The organism is Mesoplasma photuris ATCC 49581 (assembly GCF_000702725.1).
GTDB classification, from domain to species: domain Bacteria; phylum Bacillota_I; class Bacilli_A; order Mycoplasmatales; family Mycoplasmataceae; genus Tullyiplasma; species Tullyiplasma photuris.
This window is the reverse complement of record NZ_JNJI01000002.1, coordinates 89,895-115,952: the sequence shown is the minus strand read 5'-3', so window position 1 is coordinate 115,952 and position 26,058 is coordinate 89,895. Positions and strand designations below refer to the sequence as shown.

Sequence of the window (26,058 nt, the reverse complement as noted above, 5' to 3'; positions counted from 1 at the left end):
TATATGAAACAATTTATGAGACCAGAATTCACTTTATTAAATAAAGGTGATAACAATACAAACGGAACATACAGCATGTTCGAAATTCAACCACTTGAAAGAGGGTTCGGAATTACTTTAGGAAATGCAATTAGAAGAACACTTTTAGCAGCAACTCCTGGAGCGGCAGTTTTTGCAATTAAAATTGCAGGTGCAGCACACGAATTTACATCAATCAATGGTATTGTTGAAAACGTTTCACGTATTATTTTAAATATCAAACAATTAGTATTAAAAGTTGATGCTAATATTTACAAAGATGAAGAAGTTGTTGAGTTAAAAATTAATTCAACAACAGTAGGAACAATTACAGCCGGTGATTTAATTTTACCTGCTGGAGTAGAAGTTCTAAATCCTGAATTACACATTCTTACAATTAGTGAAGGTGGAGTATTAGATTTAGTTTTATTTGCTAAAAACTCAAGAGGATACAAATCATTTAAAGATAACAAAAATGAAAAGAATCTTGAAGTTGGAGCAATTACAATTGACTCAAATTATTCACCGATAGTTAAAGCTTCTTATAATGTTTTACCAATTAATAATGGTAAAACTATTGATTTAGAAAAACTAAACATTGAAGTTACAACAGATGGTTCAATTACATCAACAGATGCAATTGCAACAGCTGCTAAAGTATTAACTTCTCACTTAGAATTCTTCATTAATTTAAACCAAGAAATCGATGAATTAGATTTAATTGGTGTAGCGGATGATTCTGATAAAGAATTAGACAAAAAAGTTGAAGATTTAGAATTTACTCAAAGATCATTAAACTGTTTAAAACGTGCTCAAATCCACACATTAGGTGATTTAGTTTCTAAAACAGAAGATGAAATTGAAGAAATTAGAAATTTAGGTAAAAAATCATTAAAAGAAATTAAAGATAAAGTTTCACAATTGAACTTATCATTTAAACAATATTAATTAGAAAATAGGAGGCTCAATATATGTCATACATTCAAAAAAGAGGTAAAAATACCACATGAAGAAAAGCATTAATGCGTAACTTAACAACTGAGTTAATTATTTCAGAAAGATTAGAAATCACTGAAGCAAGAGCAAAAGAGTTAAGAACACATATTGATCATATGATTACTTTGGCTAAACGTGGTGATTTACACGCAAGACGTCAAGCAGCATCATGATTAAGAAATATCGAAATTTCAGATAAAGAAAATGCTTTACAAAAATTATTCACAGATATTGCTAAAAGATACGAAACAAGAAACGGTGGTTACACAAGAATTCTTAAACTAGACAACAGAAAAGGAGATAACGCACCAATCGTTATCATTGAACTAGTTTAGTTTTATCATAAATAAAAAAACGAGAAACCATCTCGTTTTTTTATTTCAATTTTTGGAATGTCATTTTCTAAACTTATATTATTTTTTTGGTGATTATAAGTTAATTATTAAATAAAATTGCTTTTATTTTTATTTATTAAAAGGAGTTTGTTATTGTTTCTTATTTATAATTATTATAAACTATTAATATATTTAGGATTGGGGTATTATTATGAAAATTATCGAAGAATATAATAAAACAGCTTTAACTGATAATGATTTAAATGATTATAAAAAATTAATTAATGAATTTCATCACAAGTTAGCTGAAAGCAAGGCTGAACTTTCAATTGCAAAAGAAAAATATGCAAAATTAGAAGTTGAAAAAGACGAGGTTAAAAAAATTAAAGCAGAAGTTTCATTTCAAAAAAATGAAATTGCAAAAATTGCTAATTCTAATCCGTTTGTTTTAAATTTTGAAAATGCTAAGAAGCTTATCAAAATGGTTAAAAGTGAAAATAATAATGCTGAAATTGATGAAGAAGCAATTAATGCTTTTGTAAAAGCAAAGCAACTTTTGAAAGAATCTAAAATTTCTATTCAAGATAAAGGTAGAGGTATTAAGTTAGAAAAAAATAACGATATAGCAATTAAAGTTTCTAATTTATCATTTAAATATGCTCCCGATTTTCCTTACGCATTAAATAATGTAAATTTTGAAATTAAACATGGAGAATACGTAACTATTATTGGTCATAATGGTTCAGGTAAATCTACATTATCAAAAATATTTATTGGTGTTTTAAAACCAGAAGAAGGATCATATGAAATCTTCGGTAATAAAGTTCATAAAAATAACTTAGATCAAATTAGAAAATTCTTAGGAATAGTTTTTCAAAATCCCGATAATCAATTTATTGGTTCAACTGTTCAAGCTGATATTGCTTTTGGTTTAGAAAATAAAAGAGTTGAACCACATTTAATGCCTGAAATTATTTTAGAAGCTGCTAAAAAAGTACGTATGGAAAATTTCTTAGATAAAGAACCATTAAACTTATCTGGTGGTCAAAAACAAAGAGTTGCTATTGCTTCTGCATTAGCATTAAATCCAGAAATTTTAATTTTTGATGAAGCAACAAGTATGTTAGATCCAAAAGGTAATAGAGAAATTAAAGAGATTATGGTTGATTTACGTAATCAAGGTAATAAAACAATTATTTCAATTACTCATGATATGGATGAAATACTAAATGCAGATAAAGTAATTGTTATGAACGGTGGAAAAATGGTTCAAATAGGAACTCCTGAAGAAGTATTAAAAGATAAAGACTTCTTACGTTCAATTAAGTTAGATATTCCGTTTGTTGGAACTGTTGAAGAAGCTTTAGCTGAACAAGGAATAACAGTTAATCATTCAAAAGATATGAAAGAGTTGGTGGATCAATTATGCAAATAAATAAAATTGAAAAACTAAAACAAATGTTAGCAGAAAATAAAGAAAATTATAAAGAGGTTTTAGAAAACACAAAAGTTGAATTTGAAAATGGAAAAATTTCAAAAGAAGAACGAAATGATATCATAAATTCAATTTCAAAAACTTATAGTGAAAATTGTTCTTTTATTTCTGAAGAAATTGCGCAAGCAAAAATTGAAAAAAAGATTAAAGCAAAAAAAGATAAACAAATTCAAAAAAGTTACTTAAAAGAATTGAAGAAAGATCTTAAAGCAAAAAAAGAATTTGATTTTACAGGTGATATTGTTATGGAAAATGTTTCATACACATATTCAAAAAACTCACCATTTGAATTTAGAGCTCTTGATAATGCTGATTTAGTTTTAGAAAAAGGAAAAATCACTTGTGTAATTGGGACAACCGGTTCAGGTAAATCAACAATGATTCAATTAACAAATGGTTTATTAATATCTGAAACAGGTAGAACAAAAATTGGTGATTATCAAATTCCTGCAGGAATTAAAAAAATTCCTAATGTTAAAAAACTAAGAAAAGAAATTGGTTTAGTTTTCCAATTCCCTGAATATCAGTTATTTAGAGATACAGTTGAAAAAGATATTTCATTTGGTCCAATAAATATGGGTGGAAACAAAGAAAATGCTATTAAATCAGTACCAGAGTTATTGAAATTGGTTGAATTGCCAGCCGATTACTTAACTAGATCTCCATTTGAATTATCTGGTGGTCAAAAACGTCGTGTTGCAATCGCTGGTATTATTGCAATGGATGGAAACACTTTAGTTTTAGATGAACCAACTGGTGGTCTAGACCCTAAAGGTGAAGAAGACTTTATGAGATTGTTCAAAAAGCTAAATAAAGAAAAAAATAAACGTATTATTATGGTTACCCACAACATGGATCAAGTTTTAAAAATCGCTGATCAAGTTGTAGTTATGCATGAAGGTAAATTAATTGATAAAGGAACTCCATTTGAAATTTTTTCTAATAGACAATTATTAGAAAAAATAGAAATTGAACCACCGAAATTATTTAGATTAATGTATCTATTAAAAGATAAAGGTATTGATTTATTAGGGCAAGAAATTAGAACAGTTGAAGAATTTGCTGTTGCATTTAAAAATAGAAAATAGGAGGCAATATGAGAGTTACATTTGGAAGATACATTCCGAAAAATTCTGTAATCCACAGAATGGACCCAAGATTTAAATTGGCTATGATAATTTTACTTATTGTTGCTATATTTTTTCCAATAGGATTTACTGGTTATATTTTTATGACAGCAACAGTTGGAACATTATTTGTAATGTCAAAATTAAATTGAAGAATGCTTACTAGTTTAATTTGACCGGTATTATTTATTTTTATCGTAATTTTAGGAATTAATGTTTTTGTAATGCATCCAAGCTCTGCTGCTTTTGATGCTTTAAAAAACAATCCAGAATTTTATAAAGAGTTTGCTTGATTTGATGGAACAAACGGAGAAATCAAATTAGGAATTGATAGTTTGGTTGGAGCCGAAGATGGATTCCAATCAATTGGTAAATTTGCTAAGTTAGGACCATTCTGATTTTCAGAAAAGGCCGTTTATAGTGCATTGTTAATGTCTTGAAGAATTTATCTAATGATTATGTTAACTTCTATATTAACAGGAACAACTCAACCATTACAATTAACTTTAGCTATTGAAGATTTGTTATGACCATTAAAAGTTATTAAAATACCGGTTTATATTTTATCAATGATTATTTCAATCGCTTTAAGAATGATTCCTACTTTAATTGATGAAGCTGGAAGAATTATGAAAGCTCAATCTTCAAGAGGGATTGATATGAAAAATGGTAAAACAAAGGATAAAGCAAAAGGAATCACTTCATTGATTATTCCCTTATTAGTTTCTTCTTTCCAAAAAGCAGAAGATTTAGCTTATGCAATGGATGCTAGAGGATATGATCCACACGCACCAAGAACTCGTTTTGTTAGATTCAAATTCTCATGAGTAGATTTTTCAATCTTCATAGTTGTTGTAGCAATTGCAATTATGGGAATAGTTTATGGAAACTTGTCTTCAGATCTTTCATGAGTTAAACCACTATATATCGATCAATTAGTTTTATATTAATATGAAATTATTATTAAGTATAAGTTATGATGGAACAGACTATAATGGTTGAATAATTCAACCCAAAGTTAAAACTATACAAGGAGAGTTAACTAAAGCTATATCTTTAGTTACTAAAACTAACAATTTTAAATTGATGGGTGCTTCTAAAACAGATTCAGGAGTACATGCTCTTGATCAAAAAGTGTTATTAGAAATTGAATTTAAACCAGAGTTATCAAGATTTCAAAGAGCAATTAATAATGCTTTACCCAGTGATATCATTTTAAATAGTATTGATTTTGTAGATGACGATTTTAGTATTAGAAACGTAAAACAAAAACAATACGTTTATACTATTAACGATAGAAATACAAACATCTTTGATCAAAGATTTGAACTTAATTTAAAAGATTTTAAAATTGATATAAAAAGACTTCAAGATATTTTGAATTTATTTGTTGGTAAACATGACTTCAAGCTTTTTTCTGGTCTAACTTTAGATGAACAATTAACAATTAACACCATCAGAACTATCGATTCTATTAAAGTTATTGATCAAGATTCAAAAATAAAGATTATTTTTGAAGCGAAATCATTTATTAGATATCAAATTAGAATGATTGTTGGTGCATCTTTACATTGTTTACAAAACAAAAGAATTACTATAGAACAAATTAAAGAAAAGTTGAATGGTATTGGTGAAAAATCAACTATCGTCATTGATTCGAAAGGATTAGTTTTACAACATATTACATTTTAATGATGTATTATTATTAATAAGGGATAACAATGTCACTTATTAATAACCTGATACAAACTATGGGATCTTGTATAAGTCAAAAACGAGAAGAGATACATCGTCAATATGAGAGTATTAATTTAAATTCCCTAACACCTAAATAGGTGTTTTTTTATTTAAAAATGATAAAATATATCAAATGGAGAAAGTCATATGAGAAGTATATTTTTAATTTTAAAAAATTCTTTTAAAAACACTTTTAAAAACAAAGCCCAACTTCTAGGTCTAACACTACTAGTAACCTTGTTGGCAGTTGTTCTTTCTTTGATGACCGCACTTAATGCTCGTGTTATTGAACAACACGAGTCTCTTAAGAAAAGTTCTAATCAACACAACATTATTTTAAATTTAAATCCTCGTGATAGTGTTCCCGCGGGAGAAGATGAAAATTCTAATATTCCAGTTAATCAAATCGAGGCTCAACAACATTGAGTTTATACTTTAGAAGAAAATTACTTTAATAGAAATGATGTTTTAGATTTTGATTGATCAAGAACTGAGATGAGAGAGTTCACTCAAGTTATTCATAATGATGAACAAATGACTTTAAGAGCCGTTGCTAAAACAACTTCTAAAAAGAGTGAAGCTGTTGATAAATTAATTATTTCTAATGGTCATGACATTGAATCAAATAGACAAGCTGTGATCGATGCTACTTTCGCAGAAAAAAATAATATTGAAATCGGAGATATCATTAGATTTCAAAATGATATTTTAGGTGATCAAATGTTAGTTGCTTCTAGAGAAAACACTAATACCTCAGAAGCTCAATTTCAACAAATCGAATCAATGTTAGAAGAAGGATTAGATGATCCGGCTGGAATTTATCAAAAAGTTTATAAACAATTTGATTGATATCAAGTTGTAGGTTTTGGTAACTCAGCTGATTTAACAATGCCAATTATAAATGCTAACTCACCAATGCCTAATAGAAAAAAAGAGGGATTAATTTATGTTGATCCATCAGCACTTGGTTTATTTCAAAGAGAAGATAGCAAAGGTCTTTATTACTATGATGCAACTAAAACAAAGTTATTAGTTTCATCAACTAGCGAAATGGAATCTTACTATTCTTTAAAAACTAAAAATGGAGAAATTCCAAGTGATGCTGATATGGCGAGAATCAATGAAGATTTCAAAAAAATGCTTAATAAACAAGATATTAGCACTAAACTTTTCTTTGCAATTGGAGATGCAGATTATGCGCTTAGCGGAAGAACACAAAATCTTGAAGATGTAATCATTACTTATGAATTAATTGCTGCAGTAATTTTGTTATCGTTATTGGTGGTAAGTTTATACACTGCCGGAATTATGACAAGAAAGCAAATTGAAAAAACACGTGGACAAATCGGAACAATGCGTGCACTTGGTTACAGAAAACGTAAATTAATTTTAAGTTATGTGATGACACCAGTATTTACCGCAATTGTTGGTGGTATTTCAGGATATGCAATTGCTCAGGCTATTCAATTTGCAATCGTGGATATGTTTAAATCATATTTCTCTATTGATATGCAAGCATGAAGATTTGATACTTGAGGTTTCTTAGCAGCAATCATTTTAATGTGATTTGTTTTATCAGCAATTACATTCTTAATTGCATACCTAATTTTAAAAGGTAATACCTTAGAACTTTTATCAGCTAATAAAAAAATGAAAATTTCAAAATTTGGTATGTGAGTAAAATCACATAAAGTTAGAAACTCATTTGATTCAAAAATGAGAACAGCACTTTTATTAGGTGCTAGTGGAAAAATGTTTGGTGTTGGAATTGTTGTTTTTGGTGCAACAATTATGATGACTGTTGCTTATTCAGCACCAAATATTATGAATATCAACAAAATAAAATCATACACAGGTATAAAGTATAAGCAAGTTGTGGAATATAATGAACCTTCATACAATAATCCATACAGTTTCTTAAAAACATTTAATTCTGATTTAAAAAATCCAGAAGGTGATATTTATAAAAGATCAGACAAACATAAATTTGTAACCGCTTTACCAATGGATGAAAAAGGTGATTATGATTATAAATACATTTTAGATGCGTATTTAAACAACAATATTCAAAATGAATTTTATTCAATTAAGTTAACTCAAAATGATCCTGATCATATGGATAGTTGAGAAATGATGTTATCAAATATGAAGGTTTTAAATTCTTACAGTAAAACATTAACAGTTGATTACTTTAGATACATGTCAAGTTTAGCTATTGCTGGAAATCCTTTTGGTTGAGCGATGTTAAAACAACAATGACCAGATTTAGTTACTTTACTACTTTCTATGGAAAAACCAGTAATACCAGGAAATGCTAATCCAAATGAAGAAGAAATTTTAAGATATCAATTCAAATTATTACAAAATTTCTATAATGTTTATTCAACAACAATTGGAATGTCAATCACAAGAGATTTCATTAGTCCTGAAATCAAACCAAATGCATCAAAAGAAGAAAAAATTAATTCATTTAATGAAAATCCTGAAATTGCAGAGATTGCCTTTAATGAATTTATGGAAAATGAAAATGGTTGAAATAGTCCAACAATCCAAAAATTAAAATGAGAAGACGACTATAAATTTAAATTAACACCAGGACAAGACGCGACACAAGGGTCTATCTTACCAGCATTTAAAATTTTAGATGGTGAAATGAATACACTTGAAAGTGAAACTGATTTCTTTTCTGAAGTAAATATTGATGAAGTTGATATTGAAACAGTTGAAAAATACATGGTGTATCTATTAACTTGATATGGTACTTTATATAGTCAAAGAATCGATCAGGCAATTGTTCAAGCAGGTTACTCAAGAGCTGCTTACTTCATGAAACAGTCGATGAAGGAAGCTTTCGAAGAAGGTAAACCATTTACCGAATCATTTGGAATAACACCATTTAATAAAGAACTTGAACAATTAGGTAATAAAATCAATGTTCAAGATGCTAATGGAAATGAATTTAAAATTTATGGGATTGAAAATACTCATCAATTTTTAGATTTAGAATCTAAAAAAGGTGATGATTTAATTGAAAAATTATTTACATCAGAAGAAGAAAATGCGATTGTTATTAACCAATCAATTGCTAAAAAACTTAAATTATCAGTTGGCGATGAAGTTGATTTAGATGTTATTCAAAGAGAGATGCAAGACTCAACCGATAAAAACAATGCTTCAGCAATTAAGTTAGAAAATTGAAGTGGTGGTCCAGGTGAAGTTTCTTCAGATCAAGATTTTATTCAGTACACTGATATGGATACTAACAGCATCGCAGTTAAAAATAATCATGGAAAAACTTTAAGAATTAAACCGTTAGTTGATTTAGGAAGTTCCCCAGGTCCACTTTACGACTCTGTTCTTAAAGGAGATACAAAAGTAGGAAATAATGTTCATAATGAAAAATTCAAAGTAATTGGAGTTCATGATGGATATGGAACACTTCAAGCTTGAATTAAAAATGATGATGCTAAAGAAATACTTTCTTATAATGATGTGCAAGATTTCTTCTGAGAAAAACAATTTGTAAAACAATTTGGTCATATATTTGAAAAGAAAGAATTTAGTAAAGATTCTAATACATTCATTGGTAAGAAAAATGACATTACAAAAATGACATATGATGAATTCAAAAGAGATATGATTAATAATGAAGATGAAGAAATTGCACTTGCAGCTAAAAATATTGACATAATATTTAATAATGCTTATCCAATTTTTAACTATAAATATTCAAACAAAGATGATGTTGGAGATTTAAGTAACTCATTCTCAATTTACCAAAAATTTGGTGATTATACTCCACTTGGTTTAAATGGTACTGTTACAGATAAACGTATTTATGACGGTATTGGAGAAGGGGCAATGTCTACAATTGTACCAATACAAATTTCAAAAGAAATGTTAAATCAAATGTCAGATATTGTTAATGCTTTATTATTCTTATTGATTGCGATGATCATTGTAATTACCTTTGTAATTATCTTATTAACGACATCGTTGATTATTTCAGATAATACTCGTTTCATTGCAACAATGAAGGTGCTTGGTTATAGTGATAGATATATTTCTAAAAACGTATTAGGAATGTATTTAATCGTAATTGTAATTACCTTTATTCTTGGTCTATTTTGTGGAGGTGGTTCTCTATATGGAATCATAGCAATAATGACTCAATATTCATCTATGGTATTGCCACTAGCTTTACCAATTTGATTAATACCATCTGTTGCTTTATCAGTGGTTGGAATTTACTTAATTACTATTATTGTAGGTTACCGATCAATTGCTAAACTTGATGCGACATTAACTCTAAAAGACGGAGATATTTAATTTAAAAAAGGCTTATGCCTTTTTTATTTATTGAGAAGTAATTATTGAATAAATTTTTAATTTTATTTATAATATATATGCTTACTACACTTTAACCCCGGACAGGTCATAAGGAGAAACAAGCACATGAACCAAACAACACTTATTTCTGCAAAAGACATCAAAAAAGATTGATATATCGTTGATGCAGCAGATCAAACAGTGGGGAGATTAGCTACTCAAGTAGCTACTGTATTAAGAGGGAAAAATAAACCTTCATTTACACCTCACATTAATAACGGAGATCACGTTATTATTATTAACGCGGAGAAAGTAAAATTTACTGGTAAAAAAGAATCAGATAAAACTTACTACCACCACTCAATGCACCCAGGTGGATTGAGAAGAAGAACTGTAGATACTCAAAGAGAATTAGACGCAAGAAAAATTCTTGAAAGAGCAATCAAGTTAATGTTACCTAAAAACGTTCAAGGAGCTAACCAATTTAGAGCTTTACACGTTTTTGTGGGATCAGAACACCCATATGCAGCGCAAAAACCAACTGTATTAGAAATTAATACAAGAAAAGGAGTTAAATAATGGAAAAAGTTATTTATAGAGGAACTGGAAGAAGAAAAACTTCTACAGCTCAAGTAATTCTAACTCCTGGTACTGGAAACATTATTGTTAACGGTGAACCTGCATTAGAATTCTTCCCATATGCAACATTAGTTCAAGAATTAGAACAAGCTTTAGTAGCTACTGGTACAAAATCAGATTTTGATATCACAGTTACTGTTAAAGGTGGAGGATTCACTGGTCAAGCTGGAGCAACTCGTTTAGGGATTGCTAGAGCTTTATTAGTAGCAAGTGAAGACTACAGAAAAACTTTAAGAGCAGCGGGTCTATTAACTCGTGATGCACGTATTAAAGAACGTAAAAAATACGGATTACGTGGAGCACGTAGAGCACCTCAATTCTCAAAACGTTAGTAAAAACTTTAAAAACCAATCTTTGAGATTGGTTTTTTATTTACATTCTTTGAATTTATAAAGTATAATAATATAAATTAAATGGAGGTAACCATGAAAAGATTAATAGCAATTATGGGCGCAATTACTTTAACAGCTTCATCAGCAGCAACTGTGGTGGCTTGTGGTCAAAATACAAATAATAATATTGATGGTCAACAATTTAATAATTCTGAATCTAATATCAATGGTTCATCAGCAATGTTAGCTAAAGAGTTGATTTTAGCTGATCAGTATAATTTATCTAAAGATGCAATTAATTCTCAATTAAATGGTTTAGGTGCTAAAAAACAATACGCTGCTTTTGATGAAACACTAGACGCCGATGATCGTGAATTGGGAGAAGACGCTACAATTGGTGATGTTCAAAATCGATATTTTGGAAATGATCCTTTTTCAGCTTTACCTCAAACTGACTTAAACTTAAGTGGTACTAAAGGTGATGATCATACTTTAATTGGTTCAATTCTTCCACAAGATGGTTTACTTGGTATGAATAAACAACAACTTGAAGAAGCGATTGATGCGATTATGATGATCCTACCAATTGTTGATGGTGAAATTTTAGGAAGTCTACCCACTATTTTACAAACCTTTTTAGGAAGTTCTACTAAACTTAGTTTATCTGGTTTAATTTCTGATCTAATCCCTGGTGGCTTAGGTGGTATTGTTGTTGGAGCTATTAACTTAATGATTACTAATCCAAATCTTGAAAAACAAGCAATTGACTTTATTCAAACTTTTAGTATTAAAGATTTAGTTACTGACAAAACAACATACGCTAACTTAATGCCAATGTTTTTAGATCATTTAATTAGTGGTATTGGTAGCTTTATGGGTGTTGCACCAAGTGAACCAATAGATTTTCATTCAAACTTACTAAGTGGTCCTATTAATGAAAAATCTCTGATAAAACTTGGTAAAAAAATAGTTAATGTATTTACTGCCGAAAAAGGTGAAGTATCACTAAATGGTATTCTTGATGGAATTAAATCACTTGTAAAATCTTTAGCACTATTACAATTATTTTTATCAACAATGGATGATTATAAAATTAATGAAGCATCAAATGGCAAACTGCTATTCGATAATGGATCAGAGGCTAACAATTCTCGTTTATTCAAAAACGAAGAAGGTAAAACTAATAGTGATACTATATGAGAAATAACTAATAAGAAAATATTAAGTGATGGATTTGATATTTCAAAATTTGATGGAGTAGACTTTGCTTATTTATTATCTGAATTAACTTATTTCCTAGGTAGTTCATCAACCGATGAAAGTGAAAAGGGATTACCACTACAACAATTATTGGCATTAATGACAGCTGGTCCTACAGTTAAAAAAGATATTAAAATTACTGCAGCATTTATTATTACTTTAGTTAATGAACCGCAAGTTGAAACTAAGAAAACTCAGCTATCACCAATTTTGATAGGGGTTATTGAAGAATTGCTTCCTGTATTATCCGAAAGTGGAGTGATCCCAAGTGAAATACCCGTTGGAATAATTCAATCTCTAATAATAGGACCTAATGAAGGAGCCTTATCGTTGCTTATAGATTTGCTTTTAGGTAATCTTTCAAAAATTTTAGTAGATGATTCTTCTTTACAAGGTTATTCTCCTACGTTAGGACATTTGACTAATATTATAAAACAAATTTCTGAAAATCTTTCCGGACCTATAGTTTCTATGTTGCCAATTCCAGGAATAGATAATATTAAAAAAATATTAAATGATATCGTTAATATTTTGACACCATTAAATGAAAACATTGTTGCTAATTTAGATACATGAATACCAGATTCTAAAAATCTATTCACAATGTTATATTCAAAAGACTTTAAAGAAATCAAAATGAATCCAGCAGGAATACCTTTAGGTATTAAAATTTATGATTTGTTAAAAGGGGTTTTACCTAAAAATATAGTAGATTTCTTTGAAGACAAGCCCTTGAACTTAAAATCAATATTCAATATTAGTATTAATGACTTAATTAAATTAATAATGCCTGGTTTTGACTCAGAATTCTTAAACTTTTTCTTAGATAAAAGTATTACTCAAAATTTCCAACTTTTAAAAGATCAATTAAAAATAAATCCCGCTTTAAAATTAAGCGAATCAAATTTAATGCTTTCTAATACACTTGTATCAGGAATATTAACTGATTTATTACATAGTGAACTAAATAGTGCAACCGATATGTATGAAAATGAACTTTATAGAATCTTTAACTCAGAAGATATCCTTGATTATATTGGAATTGCAAAAACAGATCCTGTTTGAACAATAAGACCTGATTCATTCATGGATAAATTCATTAATTTTGTTTATGCTCCTGGTGAAAAAGATATCATTGGAGACATTACAAGAATAATAAGTGGAATATATAACTCTGTAAATGATTCAAAAGATTATTCAGATTTCATTAATGAAAAAAATAATGCAAATGACTTTGTATTTTCACACAAACAACCAGTTTTAGATAATGAAGGCGCAATTGTAAAAAGTTTAATGGAAGTTAGATACTATAATCCAATTGAACAAAAAACTTATATTTATAATTTCACAAGTGAACGTAATTCAAAAATAGATACTTTTAAATTCACTGCAATTAATAAAACAATACAAACAGCTGAGTAATAAAAAATAAAAAACACGAATTAACTATTGATTTTAAACCTCAAAAGATTTAAAATCTTTATGTTATTCGGAATATAGCTCAGCTGGTTAGAGCACTCCGCTGATAACGGAGAGGTCGTTGGTTCAAGTCCAATTATTCCGACCATTTAAAAACCAGAAAAACAACACTTAGGTGTTGTTTTTAATTTATATTAATAAATATTACAATTAACAAAGCGAGTTTTACTCGTTTTTTCTTTTTATTTGTCTACAAAAAGGTAAAATATTATTATTGAGTAAAAGGAGATATAACAATGGATTTTTCACATAAAGCGATTGAAAAAAAATGACAAAAATATTGAAAAGAAAACGAAACATACAAAACAACTAATGCAAGTGATAAAAAAGCTTATGTATTAGATATGTTTCCATATCCATCAGGAGCAGGATTACATGTTGGACACGTTAAAGGTTATACAGCAACCGATGTTTTTGCTCGTTTTAGAAGAATGCAAGGTTATGATGTGCTTCACCCAATTGGATGAGATGCATTCGGTTTACCTGCAGAACAATACGCTTTAAAAACTGGAAATGATCCTCGTGAATTTACTTTACAAAACATTGATACTTTTAGAAGACAATTACAAGCTTTAGGATTTAGTTATGACTATGATAAAGAAGTTAATACAGCCGATCCATCTTTTTATAAAGTAACTCAATGAATCTTTAAACAATTATACAAACAAAACTTAGCCGAATTACGTGATGTTGAAGTTAACTGATGTCAAGAACTAGGAACAGTATTGGCAAATGATGAAATTATTAATGTTGATGGAAAAATGGTTAGTGAACGTGGAGAATATCCAGTAACTAAACGTAATATGCGTCAATGAGTTTTGAAAATTACACAATACGCTGAAAAACTTTTAGCTGGTTTAGAAACTTTAGAATGAAACCAATCAATTAAAGATTTACAAAAAAACTGAATTGGTAAATCTGAAGGTGTAGAAATTAAATTTTCTACAACTGATGGTATAGAAATTCCAGTATTCACAACAAGAGCAGACACTATTTTTGGTGTAAGTTATATCGTGCTTGCCCCAGAACACAATTTAGTTAAACAAATCACAACTAAAAACAATTTAGATAAGGTTAATGAATATTTAGAATTAACATCTCAAAAATCAGAGATTGATCGTAAAGATGAATCTAAACCAAAAACTGGAGTATTTACTGGTGCTTATGCAATTAATCCAGTAAACAATCAAAAAATTGAAATTTGAATAGCTGATTATGTATTAAATGATTATGGAAGTGGTGCGGTGATGGCAGTTCCTGCGCACGATACTAGAGATTGAGATTTTGCTAAAAAATTTAATCTACCAATCACTTATGTAATTCAACCAAAAGAAGAAGGTAAATCTTTTGTTGGAGAAGGAGTTCACATTAACTCTGATTTCTTAGATGGTTTAGATCGAGTTGCGGCAATCGCTAAAATAACTCAATGATTATTGGAAAAAAATCTTGGTGATAAAAAAGTTAATTATAAATTAAGAGATTGATTATTCTCACGTCAAAGATTTTATGGTGAACCATTTCCTGTTGTCTTTACCCAAGACGGAAATATCGCTTTAGTTGAAGACGACTCACTACCGATTACATTACCAAGTGGTGAATATATTAAACCATCAGGGACTGGTGAATCTCCATTAGCAAATGTAGATTCATGAGTTAATACAACACATAATGGAGCACCAGCTAGAAGAGAAACAAATACTATGCCTCAATCAGCTGGATCAAGTTGATATTTCTTAGCTTATGTATTAACTGATAAGCCAAATCAATTAATTGATATCACTTCAGAAGAAGCTAAAGCAAGATTTGAAAAATGAATGCCAGTTGATTTATATGTTGGTGGTCAAGAACATGCTGTTGGACACTTATTATATTCTAGATTCTGAACACACGTTTTATATGATTTAGGAATTGTTCCAAATCCAGAACCATTTAAAAATTTATTTAATCAAGGAATGATTCTAGGACCAGATGGTCGTAAAATGTCTAAATCTTGAGGTAATGTAATTAATCCAGATGATGTTATATCATCACATGGTGCTGATACTTTAAGGTTATATGAAATGTTTATGGGTCCATTAGATGCTTCATTACCTTGAAGTTATGATGGATTAGATGCTGCACTTAAATGAATTGATCGTTCATTTAGAATGATTAATAAAGTAAAATTCTCAGAATCAAACAATGGTAATTTAGACTTTATTTATAATGATGTTGTTAAAAAAACAACATCAATGATTAATGATTTAAAATTCAACACGGCAATTTCACAATTGATGATGTTTGTAAATGCCGTTTATAAAGAAGAGTCTGGAACAGTTTACAAACCATACATTGAAGGTTTTGTAAAAATGTTATCAGTATTTGCTCCGCATATTGCTGAAGAATTATGAGCGATTTTAGGTAATGTTGGAAGTGTTACTCAAACTAAATGACCAACTTTTGATGAAACTAAATTAGTTAAATCTACAGTAACAATCGCATTCCAAGTTAATGGTAAATTACGTGGAACTGCTGAAGTTGTTAAAGGCCTATCAAAAGAAGAATTATTAACACTGGCTAAAGCAGATGAAAATGTTGCAAAATTCTTAGAAAATGCACAAATTATTAAAGAAATTGTTGTTCCAGATAAGATTGTTAATATAGTTATCAAATAAAAGTAATCACAAAAAGCACATTTGTGCTTTTTTTATTTATTTTTTTAATATTTTGATATAATAATTTATGTTAAAGAAAGGAATACAAAAACATGAGAAAAACTACAAAATTAGTAATACTTTTATTAGTTGTTTCAGTAATCTACTTCGGTTATTCAGCATGAATTGATGGAGCATCAATTTTCAACATCACTTATCTTGGTGGTCTTGAAGGCGCTGTTAAACCTGGATTAGAATCAGGTGGATTACTGGAATCTAATATCGGTGTTGCAATTAATACTTCAAGTGCTAACTGAGGTAAGTTTATTTTAGAAATAAATGCATTATTTGGTCTAAACATGAATGCTTCTGAAATAGATTCTGTTAGAACAGCTTTAGCAGAAAACGCTAACTTTACTGTTAAAGGTATTTTTGCACATAACTCATTAGCTAAATCAATTTTAGATCCATTTAAAATGATTTTAGTTGGGGGGGTATTTGCAATGTTCATACCATTGGTTAAAGAAATTTTCTTTGGTACATTTATGGGAATTAAAAACTACCTTAAAGCTCGTAGAACAAACGTTTTATACAACTACCAAAAAGCAATTACTTGAACAACAGATATGAAAGTAAAATTAGAATCAGGGAACTTTGAAGACATTAAAGCTCAATACTCTACATACGGAGGATTAGCATTCAAACCTAAATTCTTAGATAACATGATCGACGAAATTGGAGAAGGGGTTATTAAAGAATCTGATTTATCATTATTCGCTAAACCTTGTCAAGTAATCATTGACTCAATTACAGAAATGTATGAAAAAGAAAGAAGAGCAGCAATCGTTGGAAGATCTGATGAAATGTTCTTTGACTTAAAAAGAGGATATGAATATACTTCAACTGGATCAAAATACTCAATCGCTTACTTTAAAGCAATTGATACAAAAAATGAAACTAAATCACACTTAGCTTGAAAATTATTTAGCTTAGAAATGAATAGATTCATGATGTTCTTAGTTGTAGCAATTATTCCTGCAATTATTGTTGGAACTATTTTAGGACCAGTTTTAGGAACAACTGATTTACAAGGAGATATTAAAACTCTAGTTACATCATTAACTACAATGTTAATTTGATTCGGTTCAGCAATAGCTTTACACGCAACATTTACATTAACAAAAGCTGACTACAAAAACATTAAAAAAGAAATTATTAAAGTTGCAACAGTTTACTACCTATTAGTAATCTTAACTGCAATCACAATTTCTGCTGGTATGGTTGGTATGTCAAAAGCACCAAACATGGTAGAAATGGGATCAATCAACCAAATTTGAGTATGATTCTCAGCTTTATCATACTTAGTGTTATCTACTTCATTAGTTGTTTATGTTATCGCAACTTTAGTAGATGCAAATAGATCTCCTTATGGAATGACTAAAAAATTATTAGTTGATGGAATTGTTTTACCATTAGTGGCTTGAACAATCGCAACAACTGCAAACTTCACAGGTTTATTCTTAGGTGATCAACATTTAGATCTTAAAAACTCACTAGCAGTTGCAAATACAGCTGTATTAGTTGGTTTCTGAATCTACTTATCAATCTCAGGGTTCTTGTTAAACAACATTGTGTTACCTTCAACTAAGCAAAAATTAGCTTTACAAGCTGAATTAGCTCAACAAGGTAAAGAAGCTGCTGCTAAAAAAGCTGCTGCTAAAAAAAGTGCTGAATAATAAAAATCATTAAATTTTAAAAGTTGCTTAGGCAACTTTTTCTTTTGTAAAATTTGTTTTTTTAAAAAAATAAACATTTTTGAGTTTCAAAAAATATATAATATAAATAATATAAAACCCTTTTTAGGTAGAAGGAAAGAATATATATGAATAAACCCGCTCTAATTAGAGACCAGATTGAAAAATTTGAAAGGATTATAATTCATCGACACGTTATCCCTGATGGTGATGCTTATGGCTCACAATTAGGGTTAAAGTATTTAATTACTTCAAATTACCCAAACAAAGAAGTTTATGTCCAAGGAGAGGATATAAATTACCTTAAATTCATTGGTTTAATGGATAAACCAATAGCAGACGAATTATATAAAAACGCCTTAGTAATCGTAACAGATTGTGGAAATGTAGAAAGAATTGACGATCAACGTTTTTCTTTAGCATCTAAAATTATTAAAATAGATCACCATCCAGATGCAACACCATTTGGAGATATCTCTTGAGTAGATACTTCATTTACAAGTGCAAGTGAGATGGTAGGTTTTATGGCCAAAGAATTAGATTGAGAAATATCTAAAGAAGCTGCCAGAGTAATTTATCACGGTATTGTTACTGATTCGGGGCGTTTTATGTTTAGAGGAACTACTTCAAGAACATTTGAGGTTGCCGCAACTTTATTTGCAACAGGATTTGATTTCGAAGAACTTTACCACACAATGTATGAAAGAACATTTACTGATCTAGAACTAGAATCAGAATTAATTAGTAATGCTAAAATTACTGAATATGGAGTTGGTTATATTGTTTTAACTGATGAAATGGTTAAAAAATATAACTTAAGATATGATGAAAATGGAAAATATTCAAATCTTTTAAAAGGCATTAAAGGAATTCACATTTGATTAACCTTTGCTATTAGAGAAGATGGACGTTATCGAGTTGAATTTAGAGCAAACAATATTCAAATTAATCAAATTGCAGTTAAATGAGGCGGAGGAGGCCACGCATTAGCTGCAGGAGCAATCGTTGATAATCTCGATCAAGCATTACAAATTGTTGAAGATGCAAACCAATTAATGAAAGAGAACAAGGGGAACTAATATGAAAAAACTTTTATCTGTATTAGCAGCAGTTACAATGATAACAACAACTACAGCCAGCGTTGTTGCTTGTGCTCCTCGTGAACCTAAAAATGTTATTATTGAAATTGATCAAGATGTTTTAGCTTCAACTAAACCAGCTGTTGCTCAAATTAAAACAATTGCTGATGATTTCAATAAATTATTAGAAGCTGGTGGACAAACAAACATCCGAGTTGAAGTTGAATCTGCACCAAAAGGTGGTATTGTTAAAAAAATGTTTGCCAATGAAGCACTACCAAACTTATATATGTCATATCCGGACAGTACAACAATGTACGAAACTCAATTTCCTGATAAAGGTAAAGTTGTTGATATGAGAGAAGTTATTGATTGAGATACTAAATGATTAGAAAAAACCGGAACAGGTCCTACCCTAACTGATTTAGAACAATCAACATTAGAAGCTTATGCACATAATAGTGATAATGCTAATAAGCAAGAACACGATATGTGAAAAACAGGTGTTAGTGAAAATATCACTGGTGTTTCATCAATTTATGATAAATTTGGAATTGATAATGAGCAAGAACAGTACAAACCATTAACTTATTCATTTATCGGTGAAGGAATGGCTGCTAATAATAAACTTTATTCAGCGCCAATTGGTAAATCTATGTTTAGTGGTACATTAAACAAAAAATTACTAGCCGAAGTGTTTTGAGTTGCTACAGGTGGAGAGATTGATTTAGAAGCTGCACTTGGAATTGAAGATAATGAAACTAAATCACAAGAAAACGCTGACGGAATTTGAAATATTTGAGATGATGCACTTAAACGAGTTGTTAGTCCTGAAAAATCAGATATTTTTGAAACCGGTCATGATAAAACAAAAATTCAAGATTGAGATATGGGAACAGTTAAATCATTTGAAGATTTGAATGGCGATAACTCACAACCAATTAATATTTATGCTGGTAAAGACATTAACGAATTAATGACTAAATGAGGTTCAGAAATTATTAATGCTGGTGATATCAAAGCGCAAGTTAAAGAAATTCAATATTTCATGGCTGATGCAGATAAAGTACTAACTTTGTTAACAGCTTATAAAAATATTTTAAAAGCAGCAGACATTGATCCTTCAGATCCTGAATCTGGAAATACATATGGTCAATATTTCTCATACGGAATCGATGATACGGGTGGATGAATTTATTCGTCATATAGAAATACTCAGGGTAAAGAATTAGAAAATAAAAACTCTGAAATTGCAAAAAATATTTTCACATGAAAACCTGGAACTGAAGAAGATAACTACAATGGTTCATTTGATTTTGAAATTAACGATCAAAATGAAGGGTCATTAAAATCTTTAAATAATGGACTAAAATTCTATGAGTATATGAACTTATTAGCACCATTCCCAGATGAGGAAAAACACTATGGTGGATTATTTGGATCAGGATTTGATAAAGCTTATTCATCTGACTTCTTTGTAGATGGAACAATGCTTGTATCTAATGGGTCAACAGCTGGTGCTCAATATGTTGTAAAAGATACATATTACAATAAAGATAAGACTGATTTTGCAACAGAAATACCAGGTAAAATCATTAAACCGGGAGCTGTTAATGCTAAAGATGTAATGCCTATAGCACCACCTACTTTCTATAGAGAAATAGATCCTGAAACAGGTAAAGAAATTGCTCCTGAGTATACAGTTAGAAGACAATATGGAATTCAACAAGGTCCAGGAATGGGAATGTTTAAATCTGATAACAAAGAGAAAAATGAAATTTCAATCGCATTCTTAAATTACTTTATGAATAATAAAAATTTAACTGATTATTCAATTAAGGGTGGTTATATACCATCACATTACAATGCTTATGAATCTAGAAATCAAACAGCAAAAGAAATTGCTAAATCAGATGATTACTTTGCAAAATTAAATGAAGTTCCAATAGTTAACGAAATTAAAGATGGAGATGAAATCGTTGGTTATGTTCAAAAACCAACGGTAAGTGCGGCACCATTTATGAAACAAGTCTTGCAAAATATTTTTGATGGTGAAAAAATAGTTCAAGAACCAGCAAAAGATGAATCACTTACTCAAGAAGAAGCTATTAGACAAGATCAAGGAATTATGTATTCACAAGGACCAAGTCCATATGGAAATGGAATGCGTTTTAAAGTTGTTGATCAATTCATTAAAATGCGTTATGGATTGAAAGAAAATGCAAACATTGGTTTCACAATTGAAAATGGTGAAACAATTGTTAATCCAGAAATACGTAAATCTCAAGCCTTAAATGCTACAAACTTTTTCGGTGATGAAATGAAAACAACAATTGAAGCAATGGTTGAAGAAACTAACCTAGCATCAAACTTAACATATGAATCAGATCATGTAAAAGCAATTATTTTAAATAAGAGAGGAAGAAAATAATATGAGCGTAAAAATTAGAAACATGTTAGTTGATTATGGTAACTCTATTGCTGTTGAAAAATTAACATTTGAAATTCAAAAAGGAGAACTTGTTTCTCTTTTAGGACCATCAGGATGTGGTAAATCAACGACTTTAAATGCAGTTGCTGGTTTATTACAAATTAGTCAAGGGCAAATTCTATTTGATGGATTGGATGTAACTAAAAAATCACCTCAAAAGAGAAATATTGGTTTAGTTTTCCAAAATTATGCATTGTATCCACATTTATCAGTATTCCAAAATATTGCTTTCCCATTACATCAAAATAATTCATTTAAAAATGAAATCAAATTAAACAATAAATTAATTAAAATGGATATTGAAAGTTTAAAACAAAGCAAAAGATCTAAACAAGTTGAATTCTTAAAAAATGAATTAGAAAAAATCATTACAAAATATATTTCAAAACAAGAAAAACTATTTGAAACACATTCAACAAAATTTTTAAGATTATCAAAAGAAAAATCAAATGAGTTTGCTATTGCTATTTATGGAACAACAGAATTCAATACTTTTAGATCAAGAGTATATATTCAATGATACGATGATTCAAGAGCATACATTAGTAATGTTAAAGTGCAAATGTATAAATCTATTGAAAACACTTTAAAAAATTGAATTAAAGAATTTGTTAATGAAAATGCCAAAACTGCAGATAAAAAAAATGTTGTAACTGAATCTGTTAAATTTATAACTGATCAAATCATTGAAAAATTAAAAATGATCCAAATCGCTGATTATGAAAATAAATTTAAAGGAATTACTGAAGCGGTTAAAACACATAAGAAAACTTTAATTTCAGAAATTAAAGTTTCTGAACAACTTGCTAAAACAGAAGGTAGAGAATTAAACTGACCATTATCTGTTTCAGAAAAAGCAGCAATTGTTAAAGACCAAAAAGAATTTGCAAACAATTGAAGAAGTGATTTCATGGAAATTTATAATGATAACATTTTAGCTAGTGTTAACAACTTAGAATCTGTTAATTCAGGTTTAGAACAAACTCTTGATAACGCAATTCAGTACAAAGATAAAACTATTTCTGAAGCTGAATATACAAGTCAAATGTCAGAATTTAATAAAAATATTAAATCATTTAAACGTGAAGTTAAAAAAGCTGTTTGAGAAGTTGCTGAAAAAGTAGAAATCACAACACAACTTAAAAAGAAACCTTCAGAATTATCTGGTGGTCAACAACAGCGTGTTGCGATTGCCCGTGCTATTGTTAAAAAACCAAAAGTACTTTTACTTGATGAGCCATTATCAAACTTAGATGCAAAACTAAGGGTATCAACAAGAGAATGAATTAAAAAATTCCAAAGAGACACAGGAATTACAACTATCTTCGTTACTCACGATCAAGAAGAAGCGATGAGTATTTCAGATAAAATTTTCATTATGAGTAAGGGTCAATTACAACAAGGTGATACACCGATGAATGTTTATAATAATCCAGCAAACAGATTTGTTGCTAACTTTATTGGAACACCATCAATGAACTTTTTTGAAAATGTAAAAATTGACGAAAAAGGAAACATCATCTTAAATAAAGAAGTTATTGGTAAAACTGATTTAGTTAAAAACCAAGTAGTAACTTTAGGAATTAGACCCGAACACATTGAATTAGCTGGTTCTGAAACTAAAATTAAGCACTCTAACAAACAACCAATCAGTGCAAAAATAGATGTTATTGAAAAATTAGGAAGATCAGATTATTTAAAAGTTATATTAGATAATAAACAAGAAGTAAGAGTAATTTATGATGCTTCACATTACAAAAAAGAATTTGAAGATAATAAAGTTGGATTAAACATCATGAATGGAAAAATTTATATTTTTGAAAATGATAAAGATCAAAAATTAATTGGAGTAGCATAATGAGTGCTGTAAAAATTAAAGAAAGTAATGGTTTTGATATTCGTTGAAAAAACCAACAAAAGAAAACTCGTAAAACAAATAAAAAACACGATAGCTTTTTCTTACAATTAATCTGAGTAACACCAGCATTTGCCTTTTTAGCAATGTTCATATTCTTTGCAGCATTTATTGTATTTAAAAATGGATTCAACGGTTCTCCAATGTTCTTATTTGATTGAGAATTTTCAATAAAAGCATTCCAAGCAACACTTGCAGATCCAACCTTCCAAGTTGCTTTAAAAAATTCATTACTATATGTTGCGGTTGTACTTCCGGTTGGTATGATCATTTCAATCGGAGTTGCCAAAGCATTATCAACAGTTTTGAATAAAAGAATATTTTCTTTCCTACAAGGGGTATTCTTCTTACCATATGTAACATCAGCGATGGCGATTGCGATGGCGTTTGCATTCATTTTCGATTCAAATCCAGGTGGTTTATTAAACCAATTATTAACTAGTCTTGGTTTAGATCCAGTTCAATGAATGACAAACTCTAATACAGCCATTTGAGTATTATTAATCTTTGGTATCTGAAGAGCATTACCATTTAATATTGTTATGTTAACAGCGGCATTCATGAGAGTTAATCCTCAATATTATGCAGCAGCATCGATTGATGGTATGAAAAAATGAAAACAATTCTGAAGAGTAAGTATTCCTCAGATCATGCCGATGATTATTTATCTAACAACAATGGGAATTATTTTATCATTTAAAGCTATGCCTTTAGGACTGTTCCCAACTGAAGCTGCAGCTGAAGCAGTTAATGCACAAACAATTGTGTTCTGAATTTATGAAAGAACAACTGGTGCAAGTCTTGGTGCGGTTTCATATCAAAAATCAGGAGCCGCTTCAATAATTCTGTTAGCAATTATTTTAGGTGTAACAATTCTTTCAAGGATTGCAACTAAATACTTATCAAGAAGATATAAATAGGAGGATAAAATGTCAAATAATAAAAATAACAATCCTTCTGTTTTTATCAAAGAAGGAAAAAAATGAAGAACTATTTTATGAGCATTAGTATTACTTGTTGGTGCTAACTTAGTAATTCTTTCATCATTATTAATTTTCATGTTTAATGAAAATTTATGAATCATTGGTTTGATAGCTGGACTATTGCTTTTAATCGGTTTAGGAATATCAATTACTCTTTCTAAAATTAAAGATAAAAATGATTCCTTTTCTGAAATTAGAAAAACTTATTTAAGATCTTTAAAATCTACTTCTCGTGATTTTAGAAAAAAAATATGAAAATCATTTTCAAAGCATGAACGTGGTTCTTTAAAACATGAATTATTCGAAGCAAAACAAGCATTGGATATTCAATATTTAGATCAAATGAATGATGCTTCTAATAATAAGTTTTATATGTTATCAATTCAAACATTTAATAAAATTGGATTCAAATTTAGAAGCTTCAATTATTGATTTTCTAATTTTACATATAACCATTATGTAAATAAGAAAAAAATATTCACTGTATCAATGGCTGGTGAAACTAGATCTAAATTTCTTGCTATGACAGCTGTTAGAGCATTATTCTTAATGTTCATGGTGTTGATCGTTGTATTTCCATTTTACTGAATGTTATCAATATCATTTAGATCAAATGCAGAAATAAGCGATGGTATTAAAGGTACACTACCAATTTGACCAACTGAATGAGTAACAGACGCTTATGAATTCTTATTCAATAATCCAGATGTAAAAATTGATGTTACAAGATATATTGGTAACTCATTCCTGATTGCTGTTATTTCAACAATTACTCAAATTTCAGTTTCACTAGTTGCTGGATTTGGATTATCACACTATAATTCAAGGGGAAAAGAACTATTGATTATAGTTATCCTAGCAACGATGATGTTGCCAGGAGAAGCGTTATTAATTGGTCAATATATCTTCTCAACACAAATTCAAATTACCAATACATTATTTGCCCTATTCGTACCATTTATTGGTAATGCATTCACGATCTTTATGTTCAAGAATGCATTTGATGGTGTCAATGGATCAATTAAGGCCGCTGCTAAAGTTGATGGAGTATCAACATTCAAATTCTTCTGAAAAGTTGCTATGCCTTTAATTAGATCAACTATCTTTACAGCGGGATTAATGGCATTTATTGCTTCATGAAACTCTGTATTATGACCAACAATGGTGTTAAAACCAGATTCAGAATGAATGACATTACCAATGTTATTATGACAAATCATGGAATCAAGTTCAGATCCTACTTCAATTTGAAAACAAGCTGATTTAGCAGACCCTCAAAACTTGAAAATGGCGGGTTCAATTATTGCTATCGTTCCGATGTTTGTATTATTCTTATTAACTAAAAAATACTTGGTTAAAGGAATTACAAAAGATTCTGGAGCAAAAGAATAAAATAACTAATTATTTAAAACAAACATTTTATGTTTGTTTTTCTTTATCAAATTTATTTGACAAA

The 26,058-nt window shown here is 29.2% G+C and carries 17 protein-coding genes and 1 tRNA gene; all 18 read left to right on the top strand.

What is annotated here, in order from left to right; all coding sequences use genetic code 4:
- Nucleotides 1-3 precede the first annotated feature (3 nt).
- Entirely contained in the window at nt 4-966 is a 963-nt protein-coding gene (locus T347_RS0100515) for a DNA-directed RNA polymerase subunit alpha (RefSeq protein WP_031542166.1), read from the top strand.
- A gap of 23 nt (nt 967-989) precedes the next feature.
- Nucleotides 990-1,349, top strand: a complete 360-nt coding sequence (gene rplQ / locus T347_RS0100510) for a 50S ribosomal protein L17 (protein WP_031542163.1) — start codon at nt 990-992, stop codon at nt 1,347-1,349.
- 571 nt (nt 1,350-1,920) lie between these two features.
- The gene (locus T347_RS0100505) at nt 1,921-2,784 is read left to right on the top strand and encodes an energy-coupling factor transporter ATPase (protein WP_031542161.1); all 864 of its coding nucleotides are present in this window, start codon (nt 1,921-1,923) and stop codon (nt 2,782-2,784) included.
- 305 nt (nt 2,785-3,089) lie between these two features.
- A complete protein-coding gene (locus tag T347_RS0100500; protein ID WP_342665912.1) occupies nt 3,090-3,932 on the top strand; it encodes an energy-coupling factor transporter ATPase in 843 nt (280 codons plus the stop codon).
- 8 nt (nt 3,933-3,940) lie between these two features.
- The gene (locus T347_RS0100495; protein WP_031542156.1) at nt 3,941-4,921 is read left to right on the top strand and encodes an energy-coupling factor transporter transmembrane component T family protein; all 981 of its coding nucleotides are present in this window, start codon (nt 3,941-3,943) and stop codon (nt 4,919-4,921) included.
- A gap of 1 nt (nt 4,922) precedes the next feature.
- Complete coding sequence (gene truA, locus T347_RS0100490; protein ID WP_031542154.1) at nt 4,923-5,663, top strand: tRNA pseudouridine(38-40) synthase TruA; 741 nt, start codon at nt 4,923-4,925, stop codon at nt 5,661-5,663.
- Nucleotides 5,664-5,855: 192 nt separating this feature from the next.
- Complete coding sequence (locus T347_RS0100485; protein ID WP_031542152.1) at nt 5,856-10,037, top strand: FtsX-like permease family protein; 4,182 nt, start codon at nt 5,856-5,858, stop codon at nt 10,035-10,037.
- 126 nt (nt 10,038-10,163) lie between these two features.
- Nucleotides 10,164-10,616, top strand: coding sequence for a 50S ribosomal protein L13 (gene rplM, locus T347_RS0100480; protein WP_031542151.1), 453 nt, complete (start codon nt 10,164-10,166; stop codon nt 10,614-10,616).
- On the top strand, nt 10,616-11,008 hold the full coding sequence (gene rpsI, locus T347_RS0100475; protein ID WP_031542149.1) for a 30S ribosomal protein S9: 393 nt from the start codon (nt 10,616-10,618) through the stop codon (nt 11,006-11,008). The genes rplM and rpsI overlap by 1 nt, the downstream gene beginning before the upstream one ends.
- 93 nt (nt 11,009-11,101) lie before the next feature.
- On the top strand, nt 11,102-13,690 hold the full coding sequence (locus tag T347_RS0100470; RefSeq protein ID WP_031542148.1) for an MOLPALP family lipoprotein: 2,589 nt from the start codon (nt 11,102-11,104) through the stop codon (nt 13,688-13,690).
- Between the two features lie 68 nt (nt 13,691-13,758).
- A tRNA-Ile gene (locus tag T347_RS0100465) sits at nt 13,759-13,835 on the top strand.
- A gap of 148 nt (nt 13,836-13,983) precedes the next feature.
- Complete coding sequence (leuS, locus tag T347_RS0100460) at nt 13,984-16,401, top strand: leucine--tRNA ligase (RefSeq protein ID WP_031542147.1); 2,418 nt, start codon at nt 13,984-13,986, stop codon at nt 16,399-16,401.
- 92 nt (nt 16,402-16,493) lie between these two features.
- Nucleotides 16,494-18,116, top strand: coding sequence for a hypothetical protein (locus T347_RS0100455; RefSeq protein ID WP_031542146.1), 1,623 nt, complete (start codon nt 16,494-16,496; stop codon nt 18,114-18,116).
- A gap of 146 nt (nt 18,117-18,262) precedes the next feature.
- Nucleotides 18,263-19,213: a DHH family phosphoesterase gene (locus T347_RS0100450; RefSeq protein WP_031542145.1), complete on the top strand. Its 951-nt coding sequence runs from the start codon at nt 18,263-18,265 to the stop codon at nt 19,211-19,213.
- 1 nt (nt 19,214) lies between these two features.
- Nucleotides 19,215-21,644: a lipoprotein gene (locus tag T347_RS0100445; RefSeq protein ID WP_031542144.1), complete on the top strand. Its 2,430-nt coding sequence runs from the start codon at nt 19,215-19,217 to the stop codon at nt 21,642-21,644.
- A 1-nt stretch (nt 21,645) separates the two neighbouring features.
- Nucleotides 21,646-23,562, top strand: coding sequence for an ATP-binding cassette domain-containing protein (locus T347_RS03940; RefSeq protein ID WP_051635997.1), 1,917 nt, complete (start codon nt 21,646-21,648; stop codon nt 23,560-23,562).
- Nucleotides 23,562-24,539, top strand: coding sequence for a carbohydrate ABC transporter permease (locus T347_RS0100435; protein WP_031542143.1), 978 nt, complete (start codon nt 23,562-23,564; stop codon nt 24,537-24,539). The genes T347_RS03940 and T347_RS0100435 overlap by 1 nt, the downstream gene beginning before the upstream one ends.
- 9 nt (nt 24,540-24,548) lie before the next feature.
- Nucleotides 24,549-25,994: a carbohydrate ABC transporter permease gene (locus T347_RS0100430; RefSeq protein ID WP_031542142.1), complete on the top strand. Its 1,446-nt coding sequence runs from the start codon at nt 24,549-24,551 to the stop codon at nt 25,992-25,994.
- The last annotated feature ends 64 nt before the right edge of the window (nt 25,995-26,058 follow it).